The organism is Streptomyces sp. NPDC048142 (assembly GCF_043202835.1).
GTDB lineage: Bacteria > Actinomycetota > Actinomycetes > Streptomycetales > Streptomycetaceae > Streptomyces.
In genome coordinates, this window is sequence record NZ_JBIDBC010000013.1 from 73,331 (window position 1) to 88,576 (window position 15,246).

14 protein-coding genes are annotated in these 15,246 nt (G+C 73.3%); 11 read left to right on the plus strand and 3 right to left on the minus strand.

What is annotated here, in order from left to right:
* Positions 1-47: 47 nt before the first annotated feature.
* The 4 genes from ACGF2Y_RS18595 to ACGF2Y_RS18610 all read left to right on the plus strand — a co-directional run bounded on the left by ACGF2Y_RS18595 (position 48) and on the right by ACGF2Y_RS18610 (position 3,740).
* Positions 48-833 (plus strand): glutamate racemase, encoded by a 786-nt coding sequence (locus ACGF2Y_RS18595; RefSeq protein ID WP_392948370.1) that lies wholly within the window; start codon positions 48-50, stop codon positions 831-833.
* Positions 834-903: 70 nt separating this feature from the next.
* Positions 904-1,473 carry a hypothetical protein gene (locus ACGF2Y_RS18600; protein WP_392948372.1) on the plus strand — a complete coding sequence of 190 codons (570 nt, stop codon included), beginning with the start codon at positions 904-906 and terminating at the stop codon, positions 1,471-1,473.
* Between the two features lie 161 nt (positions 1,474-1,634).
* A complete protein-coding gene (gene lnt / locus ACGF2Y_RS18605; RefSeq protein WP_392948643.1) occupies positions 1,635-3,227 on the plus strand; it encodes an apolipoprotein N-acyltransferase in 1,593 nt (530 codons plus the stop codon).
* 30 nt (positions 3,228-3,257) lie between these two features.
* A complete protein-coding gene (locus tag ACGF2Y_RS18610) occupies positions 3,258-3,740 on the plus strand; it encodes an NUDIX domain-containing protein (RefSeq protein WP_392948375.1) in 483 nt (160 codons plus the stop codon).
* A gap of 18 nt (positions 3,741-3,758) precedes the next feature.
* On the opposite strand, the gene ACGF2Y_RS18615 is transcribed toward ACGF2Y_RS18610, so the two are convergent.
* Positions 3,759-5,819 carry a neutral/alkaline ceramidase gene (locus ACGF2Y_RS18615; RefSeq protein WP_392948378.1) on the minus strand — a complete coding sequence of 687 codons (2,061 nt, stop codon included), beginning with the start codon at positions 5,817-5,819 and terminating at the stop codon, positions 3,759-3,761.
* Between the two features lie 235 nt (positions 5,820-6,054).
* On the opposite strand from ACGF2Y_RS18615, the gene ACGF2Y_RS18620 reads away from it, so the two are divergent.
* Complete coding sequence (locus ACGF2Y_RS18620; RefSeq protein ID WP_392948381.1) at positions 6,055-6,222, plus strand: hypothetical protein; 168 nt, start codon at positions 6,055-6,057, stop codon at positions 6,220-6,222.
* 949 nt (positions 6,223-7,171) lie between these two features.
* On the opposite strand, the gene ACGF2Y_RS18625 is transcribed toward ACGF2Y_RS18620, so the two are convergent.
* Entirely contained in the window at positions 7,172-7,360 is a 189-nt protein-coding gene (locus ACGF2Y_RS18625) for a hypothetical protein (RefSeq protein WP_392948384.1), read from the minus strand.
* A gap of 476 nt (positions 7,361-7,836) precedes the next feature.
* Here ACGF2Y_RS18625 and ACGF2Y_RS18630 point away from each other — a divergent pair, with 476 nt between their 5' ends.
* From ACGF2Y_RS18630 to ACGF2Y_RS18655, 6 genes are all read left to right on the plus strand, one after another.
* The gene (locus ACGF2Y_RS18630) at positions 7,837-8,577 is read left to right on the plus strand and encodes a DUF6624 domain-containing protein (RefSeq protein WP_392948386.1); all 741 of its coding nucleotides are present in this window, start codon (positions 7,837-7,839) and stop codon (positions 8,575-8,577) included.
* On the plus strand, positions 8,574-9,845 hold the full coding sequence (locus ACGF2Y_RS18635; protein ID WP_392948389.1) for a hypothetical protein: 1,272 nt from the start codon (positions 8,574-8,576) through the stop codon (positions 9,843-9,845). The genes ACGF2Y_RS18630 and ACGF2Y_RS18635 overlap by 4 nt, the downstream gene beginning before the upstream one ends.
* Positions 9,842-11,053: a JmjC domain-containing protein gene (locus tag ACGF2Y_RS18640; RefSeq protein ID WP_392948392.1), complete on the plus strand. Its 1,212-nt coding sequence runs from the start codon at positions 9,842-9,844 to the stop codon at positions 11,051-11,053. Before ACGF2Y_RS18635 ends, ACGF2Y_RS18640 begins: the two co-directional genes overlap by 4 nt.
* Positions 11,025-12,425, plus strand: coding sequence for a lanthionine synthetase C family protein (locus ACGF2Y_RS18645; RefSeq protein WP_392948395.1), 1,401 nt, complete (start codon positions 11,025-11,027; stop codon positions 12,423-12,425). The genes ACGF2Y_RS18640 and ACGF2Y_RS18645 overlap by 29 nt, the downstream gene beginning before the upstream one ends.
* 81 nt (positions 12,426-12,506) lie before the next feature.
* Entirely contained in the window at positions 12,507-13,460 is a 954-nt protein-coding gene (locus ACGF2Y_RS18650) for a 5'-nucleotidase (protein ID WP_392948398.1), read from the plus strand.
* A gap of 174 nt (positions 13,461-13,634) precedes the next feature.
* Positions 13,635-14,420, plus strand: a complete 786-nt coding sequence (locus tag ACGF2Y_RS18655) for an SAM-dependent methyltransferase (protein WP_392948401.1) — start codon at positions 13,635-13,637, stop codon at positions 14,418-14,420.
* 94 nt (positions 14,421-14,514) lie between these two features.
* Here ACGF2Y_RS18655 and ACGF2Y_RS18660 read toward each other — a convergent pair whose 3' ends face one another.
* Positions 14,515-15,195 (minus strand): HSP18 transcriptional regulator, encoded by a 681-nt coding sequence (locus ACGF2Y_RS18660; RefSeq protein ID WP_392948403.1) that lies wholly within the window; start codon positions 15,193-15,195, stop codon positions 14,515-14,517.
* Positions 15,196-15,246 lie beyond the last annotated feature (51 nt).

A 15,246-nucleotide genomic window follows, 5' to 3' on the forward strand; every position in this document is an offset into this window, starting at 1 on the left:
TGCCCCACTGAGCCCGGTCCGCAAGGGCTGTCGGCTAGGGTGACCGGGTGAAGATCGCTCTCATGGACTCCGGAATCGGCCTGCTGGCGGCGGCGGCCGCAGTGCGCCGCCTGCGGCCCGACGCCGAACTCGTGCTTTCCTCCGACTCCGGCTCGATGCCCTGGGGCCCCCGCACGCCCGAGGACGTGACCGCGCGCGCCCTGGACGTCGCCCGCGCCGCCGCGGCCCACGGTCCCGACGTGCTGATCGTCGCCTGCAACACCATCTCCGTCCACGCCCTGCCGGCGCTCCGCGCCGAGCTGGAGCCCGCACTGCCGGTCATCGGCACGGTCCCCGCGATCAAGCCCGCCGCCGCCGGCGGCGGCTCCGTCGCCATCTGGGCCACCCCGGCCACCACCGGCAGCCCCTACCAGCGCGGGCTGATCGCGGACTTCGGCGGCTCCGCCGAGGTCACCGAGGTGCCGTGCCCCGGACTCGCCGACGCCGTGGAGCACGGCGACGAGGCCGGGATCGACCGGGCCGTCGCGGCGGCGGCCGCCCTCACCCCGCCCGACGTGCGGGCCGTCGTCCTCGGCTGCACCCACTACGAGCTGGTCGCGACCCGGATCCGTGACGCCGTGCAGCGGCCGGGCCGTCCGCCGCTCGCCCTGCACGGTTCCGCCGGAGCGGTCGCCGCCCAGGCGCTGCGCCGGATCGGAGCGGCCCCCGCCCCGACGGCCGAACCCTCCGGCACGCTCACCGTGCTCCAGGGCGGCCGCCCCGACGGACTGCCGGAAGCAGCCCTGACCTACGCCGAGGGCCGGATCCTGACCGCTGCGGCCCCCGTCCGCTGACCGCGCTTCCCGCCCGGCCGGCCCTCCGCGTCCCCGGCCGGGAACCCGGAACGCCGCTACGCTGCTGAATATGACGGACCACCCCGAGAGTGCGAGGCACGGGTCGAGCCGGGTGGCGCCCACGGAGTGGAACGGCCGCGCCACCAACCGGTTCCAGTGGCTGCTGGCCCTCGCGGGCGCGGGCTGCGTGGCGCTCGGCATCGAGCTCGCCGTCGACGGCGCCTGGACCTCGGGCATCGCCCCGTTGCTCATGTCGGTGATCGGCTGCCTCGCCGCCGGACTGCTGATCCTCTTCGGGACGCTCGCCTTCGTCCATGTGGCTGTCAAGGTCGACGGGGACAGCCTGGAGGTGCGCTGCGGCCATGCCGGTCTGCCGCGCCGCCGGATCCTGCTCAGCCATGTGACGGGCGCGGAGTTCGTTCCCCGGATCAACCCGCGCCAGTGGGGTGGCTGGGGCTACCGCTGGCGTCCCGAGCAGGGCACCGCCATCGTGGTCCGCAAGGGCGAGGGCATGGCCCTGCGCCTCGGCGACGGCCGTACCTTCACCGTCACGGTGGACGACGCGGAGACGGCCGTACGGTTCATCCGGCAACGCCTGCACCTGTCGGCCACCGGCACCGGCAAACGGCCCGGCGACTGACCGCACCGCCCGAGCCGCGCCGCCACGAGCCGCCCCGCCCCGCGCCGCCCCGCCCGAATGCCGAGCGGAAGCGCCGTGGGGCCGCCCGCGTCCCGGACCCGCGCAGGTCGACGCCGTCGCTCACAGCCACCCACCGTAGACTCCGCCGGGTGAGCGCCACCATGACCCCCGTCGACGACCCGCCGCCCCCCGCAGCGTCCCCGGCCACCGGACCGCTGCTGCGGCTCCTCCGCCCGGCCGCCGCCGTGCTGTCCGGACTCCTGCTCTACGCGAGCTTCCCGCCCCGGACCCTGTGGTGGCTCGTGCTGCCCGGATTCGCGCTGCTGGGATGGGTGCTGCACGGGCGCAGGCTGCGGGCCGCCTTCGGCCTCGGCCTCCTGTCGGGCCTCGGCTTCATGCTTCCGCTGCTGCACTGGACAGGCGAGGACGTCGGACCGGTGCCGTGGCTGGCGCTCGCCGCCGCGGAGGCGCTCTTCATCGCGGTGGGGTGCCTGGGGATCGCCGCGGTGACCCGCCTCGCGTACTGGCCCGTGTGGGCCGCCGCGGTCTGGACGCTGGACGAGGCGGTCCGCGCCCGGATCCCGTTCGGCGGCTTCCCCTGGGGCAAGATCGCCTTCGGTCAGTCCGAGAGCGCCTTCCTGCCGCTCGCCGCGCTCGGCGGCACCCCGCTGCTCTCCTTCGCCGTCGTGCTGTGCGGCTTCGGGCTCTACGAGGCCGTGCGCCGGGCCGTCGCGTACCGGAGCACCGGAAAGGTCCCGCGCGCGGCCGTCGCCGGCGCCGCCGCGAGCGTCCTCGTGCCGGTCGCCGCCGCGTTCGCCGCGCTGCCCCTGGTCGACGACTCGGCCGAGAACGGCACGGCCACCGTCGCCGCGATCCAGGGCAACGTGCCGCGCCTGGGCCTCGACTTCAACTCCCAGCGCCGCGCCGTCCTCGACAACCACGCCCGGCGCACCACACAGCTGGCGAAGGACGTGAAGGCGGGCAAGGAGAAGCAGCCCGACTTCGTGCTGTGGCCGGAGAACTCCTCCGACCTCGACCCCTACCTCAACGCGGACGCCCGCCAGGTGATCGACGACGCCGTCAAGGCGATCGGCGCCCCCACGGTCGTCGGCTCGGTCGTCGAGAAGGGCTCCGACAGCCTCCGCAACACCCTGATCGAGTGGGACCCCGAGCAGGGGCCCGTCGACACCTACGACAAGCGGCACATCCAGCCGTTCGGTGAGTACATGCCGATGCGCACGGTCGCCCGCTTCTTCAGCGAGGACGTCGACCGGGTGCAGCGCGAATTCGTGCCCGGCACCGAGGTCGGCGTCTTCGACCTCGCGGGGACCAAGGTGGGGCTCGTGACCTGCTACGAGGCCGCCTTCGACGACGCCGTACGCGACACCGTCACGCACGGCGGCCAGATGATCGCCGTGCCGAGCAACAACGCGACGTTCGGCCGCAGCGAGATGACCTACCAGCAGCTGGCCATGTCCCAGGTGCGGGCCGTCGAGCACGGTCGGGCCGTCGTCGTCCCCGTCACCAGCGGGGTCAGCGCGGTGATCCGCCCGGACGGCACGATCGTCGAGAAGAGCGGGATGTTCACCCCCGACGCCCTCGTCGACGAGGTCCCGCTGCGCTCCTCGCTCACCCCCGCCACCCGGATGGGCCCGCTGCCCGAGGGCGTCATCGCGCTGCTGGCCCTGGCGGGCCTGGGCTGGGCGGGCGCCTCGGCGTTCCGGGCACGCCGGACCGGAGGGACCGCGAAGTAGCGCCCGACCCGGCCACGTAGTCTCGGATCCATGGCTACTCCCGACTTCATCCGAGAGATCCGTGCCACCGCCGGGCAGCAGTTGCTCCTGCTGCCCGGGGTGACGGCCGTCGTCCTGGACGACGAGGGCCGGGTGCTGCTCGGCCGGCGCGCGGACACCGGGAAGTGGTCGGTCATCGGCGGGATCTGTGAACCGGGGGAGGAGCCGGCGGCGACGGCGGAGCGCGAGGTGCTGGAGGAGACCGGCGTCCACTGCGTGGCCGAGCGGGTGGTGCTCACGCAGGCGCTGGCCCCCGTGCAGTACGCCAACGGCGACCGCTGCCAGTATCTCGACGTCACCTTCCGCTGCCGGGCGACCGGCGGCGAGGCGCGGGTCAACGACGACGAGTCGCTGGAGGTGGGCTGGTTCCCGCTGGACGGGCTGCCGCCGCTCGGCGAGTTCGCCCTGTTCCGGATCAAGCAGGCCCTCACCGAGGGCCCCGCCTGGTTCCAGCCCACCCCGCGCACTCCGTGACCCTCTGGGCGACAGCCCTTAGTCCACCGTGAAGGTTCCGGTGGCCCCGGTGAACGGCGTGATCCACCCGAGCAGGCTCTTCGCGTCCCCGTGGTGCACGATCCGGTAGGTGCCGGGTGCGGTGTCGGCCGCGATGTCCCAGGTGACCGTGGCCTTCGAGGTGCCGGTCAGACCGTTGAGCCGGGTCCAGCGGTAGGTGGTCTCCCAGTCGCCGTCGTCCAGCACCCGCTTCCAGGAGCCGTTCTCCAGCCGTTGCACCTCCAGGAAGGTGGAGCCCCGGCGGAGGTTGTTCTTCGGGTGCCCGGTGGCGAACTCGGCGGTCGCGGTGGAGCCGCGCGCGTATGAGCTCTCCGGGGCCTTGAGGACCGCGCCGAACGCCTTGCCGGCGGGCGGGTTGTCGTACACGACCCCGGTCTGGAAGCTGAACTGCCGGCCCGACTCGTCCGGCGGCGCCGTGCCCCGGTCCAGGCCGGTGCCCTCGCGCAGGGACTCCGCGATCCGGGCGTACTCCTGCTGGTAGGCGGGCAGGGTGTAGCGGCCGTACAGCGTGGAGCCGCCCTCGTAGTTCTGCGTGTCGTACTCCTGCGGCGTCGTGACGTACTGGCTGTAGGCGTTGGCGTACCCCTGGAGCAGGACGCGGTCGAGCGGGACGCCCAGCTGCTCGGCCACCGTGCGGCGGACCCGGAGGCCCGCCGTGATCGTGAACTCGCCGGGAGCGGCCACCAGGTGCAGCTCGCCGATCTTCATGATCTGCAGGGGGAGCCGCTTCGGGGTGACGGGGTGGACGTCGCTCAGCAGGCCCGTGGGGATCAGGCTCGCCTTCGGGTACTGGCAGGTCGCGAGCCAGGACGGGGTGTCGATGCGCAACGCGTCGATGATGCCCGCGACCGGCGTACGCGTGCCCTCCTCGAAGCCGGGGACCGCCGGACCGTCCTCGACGCTGCCCGCGAGTGTGGACGCGCCCACGACGGCCGGGCAGGTGCGGTGCTCCTTCCCGTCCGGGGTGTACTCCGGGCGTACGGTCACGTTCTCCATGTCGACGTAGGCGAGCCGGGAGTCGACTCCTCCGGCGACGGGCCGCGCGTCGGCGTAGATCTCGCGGGCCGCCTCGAGCTGGCGCTCGCCGATGATGCGGGTGTTCTCGAACTCGTCCTCGGTGGGCCCGGATCCCGGCTTCAGGTTGAGGTTCGGCGACATGTCGCCGGCGTTGGTGTTGGGGAAGGCCGCGACGAACCCGGGGGTGTCGTCGAGATGGCGCACGCCGGCGTGGTCGTGCTCCCAGGCGTGGGCGGCGTATCCCTTGTTGTCGGGGCTGATGAGCGTGTTCTTGTTGGTGATCGAGGTGTTGTGGGTGGCGAACCAGCTGATCGCGCCCGCGTCCTCGCCGCCCTGCCGGAAGCGCAGCACGGTCATCGCCGGGTCGATCGCGTCGGGAAAGGCCGCCCGGTCGGAGGCCGGATTGCGGTCGAACGCCTCCCGGGAGCGGTTGACGCTGGCGTTGGTGAGGGTCCCGGTGCCCAGGCTCAGTGTGCCGGGTTTCAGGTCCTCGTGGGCCTTGGCGACGGAGTCGGCCATGCCGTCGACGACGGCCCGGTAGGTCTCCTTCTGGAAGCCGAGGACCGAGAGGTTGTAGGCGACGTGGTGGGAGTATCCGCCGGGCCCCGAGTGGGTGTGGGTGGCCGACAGCAGGACGTTCTCCTCGTCGTACAGGTCCCCGTAACGCTCCTTCAGGCGGGCGATGACCCCCTGCTGGACGGACTGGAAGATCATCGCGAGGTCGGCGCTGACGTACACCACGCGCTTGCCGCTCGACCGGTCGACGACGACGAAGGCGCGCGACCTCTGCCGCTGGTGGAGGCCCGACGTCTTCTGGCCGAAGCTGGAGTAGCCCATCATCCCGGTCTCGGCGGCCTCGCCCGTGACATCGGCGATGCCGCGCCCGATGAGGTAGTCCCCGTCGTCGGCGGTGTCCGACGCGGACGCGGGGGAGGGGGCGCCGAGGGTGACCGCTCCGAGGGCGGCGGCGAGCACCGCGACGGGGAGCCTGCGCCGGGAGCGGCGGGCGGTGGGGGGTGGCATGGAACCTCCTGGGGCGGGACAGGGCGATGCCCGGGGCCCGGTCGGCGGCTCACCGATGGGGAGGGGCCGGGACGGTGCCCCGACCGTAGAGGAGCGTGACCTGTGTCGCCTAGATGTCTACCGGCCAGTAAAGCGGTGCGTCCGCAGTGTGCTCGTGTCACTTGCGTTGACATGTGCATGCGGCATTGTTCTGCTGAGTGACGGATCAATTGGCCAGTACGGGAGGAGGATATTCATGCAGGCAGTTGAAGAAAAGGTCCAGGGCGAAACGGACCGGAACGCCGATGATGTATTCGATCTGGTGATCGGCGATCTGGAACAGGAAATTCCGCCGCTCGCTTCGCCGACGAACTCCGGCAGCGGCACCGCCTGTGGTTCGTGCGCGAGCATCTACTGCTGTTGACGCGTGCCGGGTGGCGTCGGTCGCACCGGCGCCACCCGGGTGCGTCGCGGGTTCCTCCAGCGACGAGTCGAAGGGCTGCTGTGCCGGATTCATCAGTGGACGCCGAGCCGCTCTGGGAGATGGGTGCCCCGGAAGGTGAGATCGGTCAGGGTGCCGAAGGGGACGGATCGCCCCAACTCTCCCCGGTGGCACGGCGGATGATCGAAGCCGTTCGCAAGGGGGAGGCCGGCGGGCTGTTTCCGCCCGTAGTCAGGGAAGGCCCCGAGGGAACGGTCGCGATCGACCGGCTGCTCGGCGGCGAGGCCGACGCGCGGATGATCGAACACGCGCTCCGCGACCGGCGGTTCGCTCCGCTGCTGGACCTGTGGGACCGGCTGGACGCCTGGTGCGCATTCTCCGGACAGCGCTATTCTTCCGTTGTCTCCGCCGGAATACTGGATATCACCAACGCCGATATCTTCGGTCCCGTGGTGTCCGAGGCATTCGTGGCCTGCGCTGCCGGAAGACCGCACTACGCCCGTGACCGGGTGGCCGAGTGGGCGGTGCGCTGCGAGGAATTCCTGACGCTCTTCCTCGACCGACTGCTACGGGACATGGACGCCTGCTGGCCCGATGAACCGGCGTTCGGGGGGCCGGTCGTCGGACTGTGGGCGCACGGCGAGGAAACCCACAACGGACGCCAGCGCGTCCTGCGACTCGACTGCGCCGGCGGCGGCCGGGTCGCCTACAAACCCCGCCCGGCCTCCGGCGAGCTGCTGTTCACCGCGTCCGCCGGAACAGGTTCGTCCACCGCGCCTGCCGGAAGCGGTTCGTCCACCGCGTCCACCACCCCCTCACCTTCCTCACCTTCCTCCCCCGCCTCGCTGTTCGACCTGCTCAACCACGCGCCCACGGCGTCCGGCGAGGTCCGGCTGCCGGTGCTGTCCTGCTGGCCCGGCGCCGAGCCCGGCTATCTGTGGCAGGAGTGGATCGAACCGCCCGCGCAGTGGGGACCGATCCGCAGGTCCGGACCGTGGGAGCTGACCGGCACCCGGCTCACCCCGGGGGAGTCGGAGCGGTTCTGGCACCGGACCGGCTCGCTGACCGCCGCGATGTTCGCCTTCGGGATCACCGACATGATCGGCGGCAACGTGGTCACCGGGCACCGCCCCGGCGACCCGGAGCCGCTGCTCTACCCGATCGACCTGGAGATCTACTTCTGCCGGGTCCCGCGCCTCTACGACACGGGCCTCCTGCACGACGCGACCGCCGAGATCGACCAGCACCACGTGGGCCTGGAGCGCAGCGCCCGCTGGTGCAGCGCCGAGGGCCGCCGGTCTGCTGGACCGAACGGCCGACGGGGGCGCTGCGCCTCCATCGCCGCCGCAGATCCCTCGTCCGGGAACACCCCGCCGAACCCGACGTCCACTTCGTCCGCGCCGAACGCGACCAGCTGCGGCGCATGGACGTGCCCTACTTCGTCCGCTCGCTGGCGGGCGGTCCTGTACTGCGGGTCGAACCGCCGCCCCGGCCGTTCGGGACGGGACGGGTCGCGGCCCGGCCGGAGCCCGAGGGCGGCTGGCCCCGCTGCCGGAGCTGCTGGCGGGCGCGAACCTCACCCTCGCCGGTCTCGGGGTGGCCCTCCGGGACGCCGCGGACCACGTCGTCACGGACGCGGCGCTGGGCGTCCGGCTGCACCTGCAGAGCCCCGCGGAGGGCCAGGTCGCCTTCGACTGGCCGGAGGCGGGCCGCCGGATCACCTACCTCTGGGACCGGACGAAGGTACGGCTGCGCATCGACCCCGTCGACGCACCCGACGCCCCGGTCGAGCCCGCGCCCGCCGGGGAGATCCGGCGCAGGCTGCTGCGGCTGGACCGGCTCGACGGCGCCGTCCGGGTGCCGTGGTCCGACGGCGGCATGAGCGACAAGGCCGCCGAGCGCCGCCTGCGGGACCTGACCGACGCCGGGATCACGTGGCTCACCACCGTCGTGGCCGAGCACGGGTGGCCGGGGCACCGTCTGGTCGGCGCGGCGGCGGCCGCCGCCGCGAGCCGCCTCGTCCAGCACGCCCGGGAGCACCTGGACTTCCGCCGGCACTGTCTGGAGCTGATGCGGGACGCCGCCGGGCGCGGCGATCTGCCGTGGCGCGAAGTCGCTTATCTGACCGACGAGTTGCGGGTGACCGATGGGCTCCCGCAGGTGTACGGAACGAAGTTCGAGCCCGTCGGCGGAGTGCTGGTCCCGTGGCCGGTCGAGGACCCGGAAGAAGTGGACCACCGCCGGGCCGCTCTCGGCATGGAGCCGCTGGCCGACCACACGGACCGGATCCGGCGGAGGTTCCCCCTGGCGGGGACCGGCGGAAGGGAAGCAACATGAGCACACTGGCCCCCGAGGTGCGGCGGACACCGGACGGCGTCGACTGGGAACTGTTCGCGCGGCGTCACTGGGACCGGCGGCCCGTCCGGCTGCGCGCCCGGCCGCCGGTCGGCCTGCACGAGGTCCACCCCCTGAACGTCGTCTCCTGCGCCCCCTTCCGCGCGGGCACCCGCTTCTGGGTGATGCCCGACGTCCGGTTCCTCCTCGGCGACGGCTGGCTGCGCGCCCCCGGCGCCCTGCTGCCGGACACCGCCGACGCCACCCTGGACGACTACCTCGACCGGCTCGACGCCGACGTTCCAGGACAGGGCTACCTGCTGACCGTGCGGCAGCCGCTCCTCCTGGACCACGCGCTGTGGTCCGCGGTACGCGACACGGTCGGCGCGCTGTGGCGGCAGGTCGGCTGGCCCAACCTTCCCGTCGTCGCCGAGGTGCTGACCGGCGACCGGTTCACCCAGCACGCCGGCGCCACCGAGGCCCCCACGCACGCGGCCCTGACCTGGGTGCTGCGCGGGCGGCTGGACGTACGGCTGTGGGACGAGCGCGGCGGACCCCCACCGGCGGACATCGCCGACCCGGACCGGGACGTGCCCGGGGCCCGCACCCTGAGCGCCGGAGCCGGGGAGCTGCTGTACTGGCCCGGCGACCAGCGGCACGTGGACACCTACCGCGAACGGTGCGTGGCCCTGCGGCTGCGGATCCCGGTCGACCGCGGCCTGCCGTTCACCGCGCTGCGGGACCTGCTCGCCGACCTGGTGCACGCAGGGCAGGACAACGACGACACCGTGCCGTACTTCCCGTTCGGCCCCGGAACCCGTATCGACGACCGGGACGGGGTGCTGCCCCGGCTGACCGCGCTCGGCGGCGAACTGCGGACGGCCGTGGACGGCGAGCAACTGCGCCGGACGCTGCGGATCCGCTGGGCCGCGCTGCGCTCGGCCGCCGGGCTCGAACCGATTCCGGTGCCCCGCGAGGGCGTCACCATCACCCGGGACACCCGTTTCCGCCGCACCGGCGAGATCGTCCGGATGCCCGACGGGCCCGCGCACGAGGTCTGGGCGGTCGACGGGAACGTCTTCACCCTGCCCACCGCCGCGAGCGACCGGGTGTACGCGGCCCTCGGCGACGGCGAGGAGACCGGCGCCGACGAGGTCTGCCGCGCCCTCGCCGCGGGCGAGGACGACCGGAACGACCGGACCGTGCTCGCGCTGCTCGACAAGCTGTACCGGCTGCGCGGCATCGACGTGGTCGAGGAGCGGACACGATGACGCTGACCATCGAGAAGACCTTCGACTGGGACACCTTCACCGACCGGTTCTGGGACCGGGCACCCGTGCTGTACAAGGGCGTCGACACGGTGCCGTTCGACGAGCCGGAGGTGTTCGGGGCCGCCGTGCTCGGCAGCCGTCCGCCCCATCCGCTCGCCGTGCCGGGCAACCTCCAGTTCCTCGTACGGCGGCGGCAGCAGACCCGGCCCCACGACTACCTGCCCGAGCTTCACGACGGTTCGTTCGACGGCTACGAGCGGCGCATGGCCGGCCGGCTCGACGGGCAGCGCTACGCCCTCGTCGTCCACCGCTTCCACTCCTTCTCCCACCCGCTGTGGGACCGCGCGCAGCGGTTCTACGCCGGGCTGTGGGAGCGGGTCGGCCAGCCCACGCACGCCGCCGGTTCCACGATGTTCCACGGCTCCTACGAGCACAGCCCGGTCGGCGTGCACCAGGACCGCTTCGCGACCTTCATGTTCTGCGTACGCGGCGCCAAGCGGATGCGGTTCTGGGCCGAGCGGCCGTGGTCGGACCCGGTGCACACGGTGCTGGACTACCAGCCGTACCTCTCCTCCTCCTTCGTCGCCGAGGTCGAACCGGGAGACCTGCTGTACTGGCCCTCGCGCTACTACCACGTGGGGGAGAGCGCCGGGGACGCCCCGGCGACCAGCGTCAACGTGGGCATTCCGCGCCGCGAGCACCGGCCGTACTACGAGATCAAGGACCTGTTCCGGGGCACCCGGCCGGCGGCCTCCGCCCCGCTGTTCACCCCGGACGCCGGTCCGGGCGGCCGGCTGGCCGGTGAGCTGCCCACGGCGCTGGCCGACGCCGTGGACGCCTTCGCGGAACACCTGGACGAGGACCGGTTCGCCGCACGGGCCACCGCCCTCGCCCTGCGGGTCAGAACGGCGGGCGGCTTCTGGCCGACCGAGCCGCCCGCCGAGCCGCGCCCCCTGGACGACGACACCCTCGTACGCGGCTGCGCCCCGCTGCTGCCCGCACCCGGCGACGGCCCGCGCGACTGGGCCGCCAACGGCCATGTCACCTCGGGCGCGACCACCGCCGAAGCCCTCGCGGTGCTGCGCCGGCTGGACGCCGGCGAGGCGGTGCGGGTCGGCGAACTGCCCGAGGCCCGGCGCGCGGACGTCCGCCGCCTGCTGCAGGAACTGGAGAGCTTCCGTGCCGTCACCCGCGTCGACCCCCACTGACCGCACGCCCGCCGCAGGGTCACCGACACCGACACCGACGCCGGGACCGGCCCACCGGGAGGCCGCGGCCCGGATCGTCGCGGAGGTCGCTGACCGGCTGGCCGATCCGGAGCGGGTGGCGCGGATCGCGGGCGTGCCGGACAACGTGATGCACTACCCGGGCGACCCGCAACCGGTGTGGGACCCGCTGCATCTCTCCGACGGCCATCCCGGAGTCGCCCTGATCCACGCCGAGTTGGCCGCCGCTGACCCGGGGCTGCGCGGCCGGGCCCACGCGCATCTGTCCGCCGCGCTCGCCGCCGGGATCCGGCTGCTGCCGCAGTCGCTGTTCGGCGGCATGGTGGCCCTCGCGTACGCCGGACACACCGCGGCCGTCGGCTCGGGCGGCTACGCCGCGATGCTCGCCGGACTGGACCGGCACATCGTCGACCAGGCCGGGACCCGCGCCCGCGCCGACCTGGAGCGGGCGCGCGCCGGGCAGCCGGCCGCGGCCTGGAGCCGTTACGACGTCCTCGGCGGCACCGCCGGGATCGGCCGCTATCTGCTGGCCCGGCACCGGGCGGCGGACGGCCGTGCGGAGCGGGAGGCGGCCGGAGCCGCGCTCAGGGAGGTGCTCACCTCCCTGGTGGCCGTGGCCACCGCCGACGACATCACGCGCCACGGCGCCCGGCTGCCCGCGTGGTGGATCACCGAGGGGCTCGACCACGGGCTCACCGAGCACGTCAACCTCGGCCTCGCCCACGGTGTCCCCGGACCGCTCGCGCTCCTCTCCCTCGCCTGGCGGGCAGAGGTCCGGGTGGACCGCCAGGACGAGGCCATCGAGCGGATCATGGCGCTGCTGTCCCGCCTGAGCACCACCGACGAGGCCGGCCCGCGCTGGCCCCACCTGATGACCCCGGAACGCATCGAGAGCGCACAGCCGCCGGAACGCGGACGGGACTCCTGGTGCTACGGCGCCGCCGGCGCGGCCCGCGCCGTCCACCTGGCCGGAGCCGCGCTGGACCGGGCGGACTGGCGCGCCGAGGCGGGGGCCGCGCTGCGCGGCGCGCTGACCGCGGCGAGCGACGAGCTGATCCGCGACTCCGCGCTGTGCCACGGCTGGGCCGGGCTCCTGGAGATCGTCCTGCGTACGGCCCACGACACCGACGACCAGGACCTCCACACCGCCGCCGACCGGCTGGCGGCGCGGGTGCTGGACGGGTTCGACCCCGAGGCTCCGTTCGGCTTCCGCTACGCCCACACGCTCGCGGCGCGCGCCCTCGACCGCCCCGGCTTCCTGGAGGGGGCCGCGGGCATCGCCCTCGCCCTGCACACGTACGCCTCCGGGAGTGTGCCGACGACATCCTGGGACAGGGCCCTGCTGCTGAGCTGACCTCCCGGCCCATGGGGGAACAGCCGTGCGACGGTGCGATAGTGGGGGCGCGTCGGCAAGGGGCTGACCGGAGGGGACACCGTGCACTACGAACTGGCCGACCGGCTGGTCATCGGGATCGCGTCCAGCGCCCTCTTCGACCTGACCGAGTCGGACGCCGTCTTCCGGGAACAGGGCGAGGAGGGCTACCGCGCCCACCAGGAGCGGCACGTGGGCGACCGGCTTCGCCCGGGGACCGCGTTCCCCTTCATCCGGCGGCTGCTGTCGCTGAACGACCTGGGCGAGGTGGACGACCCCCTGGTCGAGGTCATCGTCCTGTCCCGCAACGACCCGGACACCGGACTGCGGGTCATGCGCTCCATAGAGAGCCACGGACTGACCATCAGCCGGGCCATCTTCACGCAGGGCCGTTCCCCGCACCGGTTCATGCCCGCCCTCAACATGTCCCTGTTCCTGTCGGGCAACGAGCAGGACGTCCGGGAGGCGGTCGCCGCCGGGCTGCCCGCCGGGCGTGTCCTGGGCGCTCCCTACGAGGACGACGAGGGCGACCGGGACCTGCGGATCTCCTTCGACTTCGACGGGGTCCTGGCCACGGACGCGTCGGAGCAGGTGTTCCAGGAGGGCGGGATCGAGAAGTTCCGCGCCCACGAGGTCACCAACGCCGGGGTTCCGCACGACGCCGGGCCGCTGAGGGACTTCCTGGGAAACGTGAACCGGATCCAGCAGCGGGAGGAGCAGGAGCGCCGGAAGAACCCCGACTACCGGACCCGTCTGCACGTCTCCATCGTCACGGCGCGCAACGCGCCCGCGCACGAGCGTGCGGTGCAGAGCCTCAAGGGGTGGGGCGTGACCGTCAACGACGCGTTCTTCCTCGGCGGGATCGACAAGGGGCGGATCATGAAGATCCTGAAGCCGCACATCTTCTTCGACGACCAGCAGGGCCACCTGGAGAGCACGTCGAGGACCACCCCGAGCGTGCACGTGCCGTTCGGGAAGCTCAACGAACTGCTGGCGCCCGAGGCCCCGGACGCCTGAGCGCGTACACGGGCGAGCTCAGCGGGCGCCCCTGCGGCCGGTGGACCGGACGCACGGGCGGCGCGGCCCGTCCGCCGCCGCGTGCCGCCGGGTGGCGGGGTACGGTCACCAGCAGGGCCCGACCTGTGGGAACTCGGTCAACGGCCTTGCACGGACAGTGAGTAGAGGAGAGACATGAGCGTCGACAACGACGATTTCCGCCGCCGGATCCGGTCCGACATTCCCCACTCGGCGCGCGTCTGGAACGCATGGCTGGGCGGCAAGGACCACTACCCGGTGGACCGGGAGCTGGCCGACGTGGTGAGCGCGGCCTACCCGCAGATGGTCGACATCGCCCGTGCCTCGCGCGCCTTCCAGATCCGCGCGATCCACCACCTCGCCTCGGCGGGAGTGCGCCAGTTCCTGGACGTCGGGACCGGGCTGCCGGTGGCGAACAGCACCCACGAGGTGGCACAGAGCATCGCGCCCGACGCGCGGATCGTCTACGTGGACAACGACCCGATCGTCCTCGCCCACGCCGAGGCGCTCCTGACCAGCGCCCCGGAGGGCCGCACCGCCTACGTGGACGCCGATCTGTCCGATACGGACACGGTGGTGGACGAGGCGGCGAAGACGCTCGACCTGTCCGAACCCGTCGCCGTGCTGCTGCTCTCGACCCTGGGACACCTCGCTCCGGCCGAGGGCATCGACGTCGTCCAGCGGTACATGGCCCGGATGCCTTCGGGAAGCTGTCTGGTCCTCTGCGACACGGTGAAGACACCGCAGACGCTGGCGGCCCAGGAGGCGTACGCGTCGGGGGACAACCCGCCCTACCTCGTCCGGGAGCCGGAGGAGATCACGGGCTGCGCCGAGGGACTTGAGCTGGTCGAGCCGGGATTCGTCCCGATCGACCGCTGGCGGCCCGAGGAGGAGGGCGCGGTGCCGGTCGATCAGTGGGGCCTCGTCGCTCGCAAGCCGTAGCTGTAGCCGTAGCCGTTGACGTACGGCCGGGAAGCGGTGCGGCCGTCGGGGACGTGGGCCCGGACGGAGACGTCCGGGCCCGCGGTGCTGTCGCTCAGCCGCTGCTCCGCCGGTTGGCCGTGTCCTCGCGCAGTCGGCTGGTGTGGCGGGTGAGCGAGTCGACGCGGTCCGCCAACTGCCGGTGCTCCGGAGCGAGATGCGGATGGAGCGCGGTGAGCGGCGTGACGAGGTCGGCGGCGTCGTCGCCGCCGAGCGCCTGCCGAAGCAGTCGCAGCGACGGGTCCGCCGAGGCCGGCAGGTCGGCCAGCGCGGTGATCTGCCCGGCGAGGGACCGCAGGTCCGCCGCGTTCCGCCGGGCCCACATGGTGATCGACCGGTCTCCGGCCCGGCGGTCCCGCGTCGCCTGGACCCGCTGCTCACCGGTGCTGCCCGCGGAGCCCGGACGCAGCCGCAGATAGCGTCGCTCGGCGGCCTGACGGCTGGCGACGCCGAGCGGGTCGGCGAGCTCGGCCCAGCTCGCTCCCGCCGCACGTGCCGCCTCGACCAGCCCGGTCTCCCAGCCCGCCAGCCGCTCCCGCACCTCGCGCAACAACTGGAGTGAGGCCAGGGCCTGGGCCCGCTCCGTGTCCGGCGCGGAGCCGGCGGTGTCCTCGGCGTCGGTGTGCGCACCGCGGACCGCCTCGTCGATGGCCTTGAGGGCCGCTGAGGCCGCGAGCGAGGAGACGGCGGCCGGATCCGCCCTGCGGGCCGGACCGGGCTGGGCTGGTGAGGGCACGAGGGCTCCTTGAGGTGCGCGAAGATTCTGTCATCCTTTCGGCGACATCTT

What these genes read in the sequence shown, in the direction of transcription:
- ACGF2Y_RS18600 (WP_392948372.1), top strand. Translation starts at nt 904, where the DNA reads ATGACGGACCACCCCGAGAGTGCGAGGCACGGGTCGAGCCGGGTGGCG.
- lnt (WP_392948643.1), top strand. Translation starts at nt 1,635, where the DNA reads ATGACCCCCGTCGACGACCCGCCGCCCCCCGCAGCGTCCCCGGCCACC.
- ACGF2Y_RS18610 (WP_392948375.1), top strand. Translation starts at nt 3,258, where the DNA reads ATGGCTACTCCCGACTTCATCCGAGAGATCCGTGCCACCGCCGGGCAG.
- ACGF2Y_RS18615 (WP_392948378.1), bottom strand. Translation starts at nt 5,819, where the DNA reads ATGCCACCCCCCACCGCCCGCCGCTCCCGGCGCAGGCTCCCCGTCGCG.
- ACGF2Y_RS18620 (WP_392948381.1), top strand. Translation starts at nt 6,055, where the DNA reads ATGCAGGCAGTTGAAGAAAAGGTCCAGGGCGAAACGGACCGGAACGCC.
- ACGF2Y_RS18635 (WP_392948389.1), top strand. Translation starts at nt 8,574, where the DNA reads ATGAGCACACTGGCCCCCGAGGTGCGGCGGACACCGGACGGCGTCGAC.
- ACGF2Y_RS18640 (WP_392948392.1), top strand. Translation starts at nt 9,842, where the DNA reads ATGACGCTGACCATCGAGAAGACCTTCGACTGGGACACCTTCACCGAC.
- ACGF2Y_RS18655 (WP_392948401.1), top strand. Translation starts at nt 13,635, where the DNA reads ATGAGCGTCGACAACGACGATTTCCGCCGCCGGATCCGGTCCGACATT.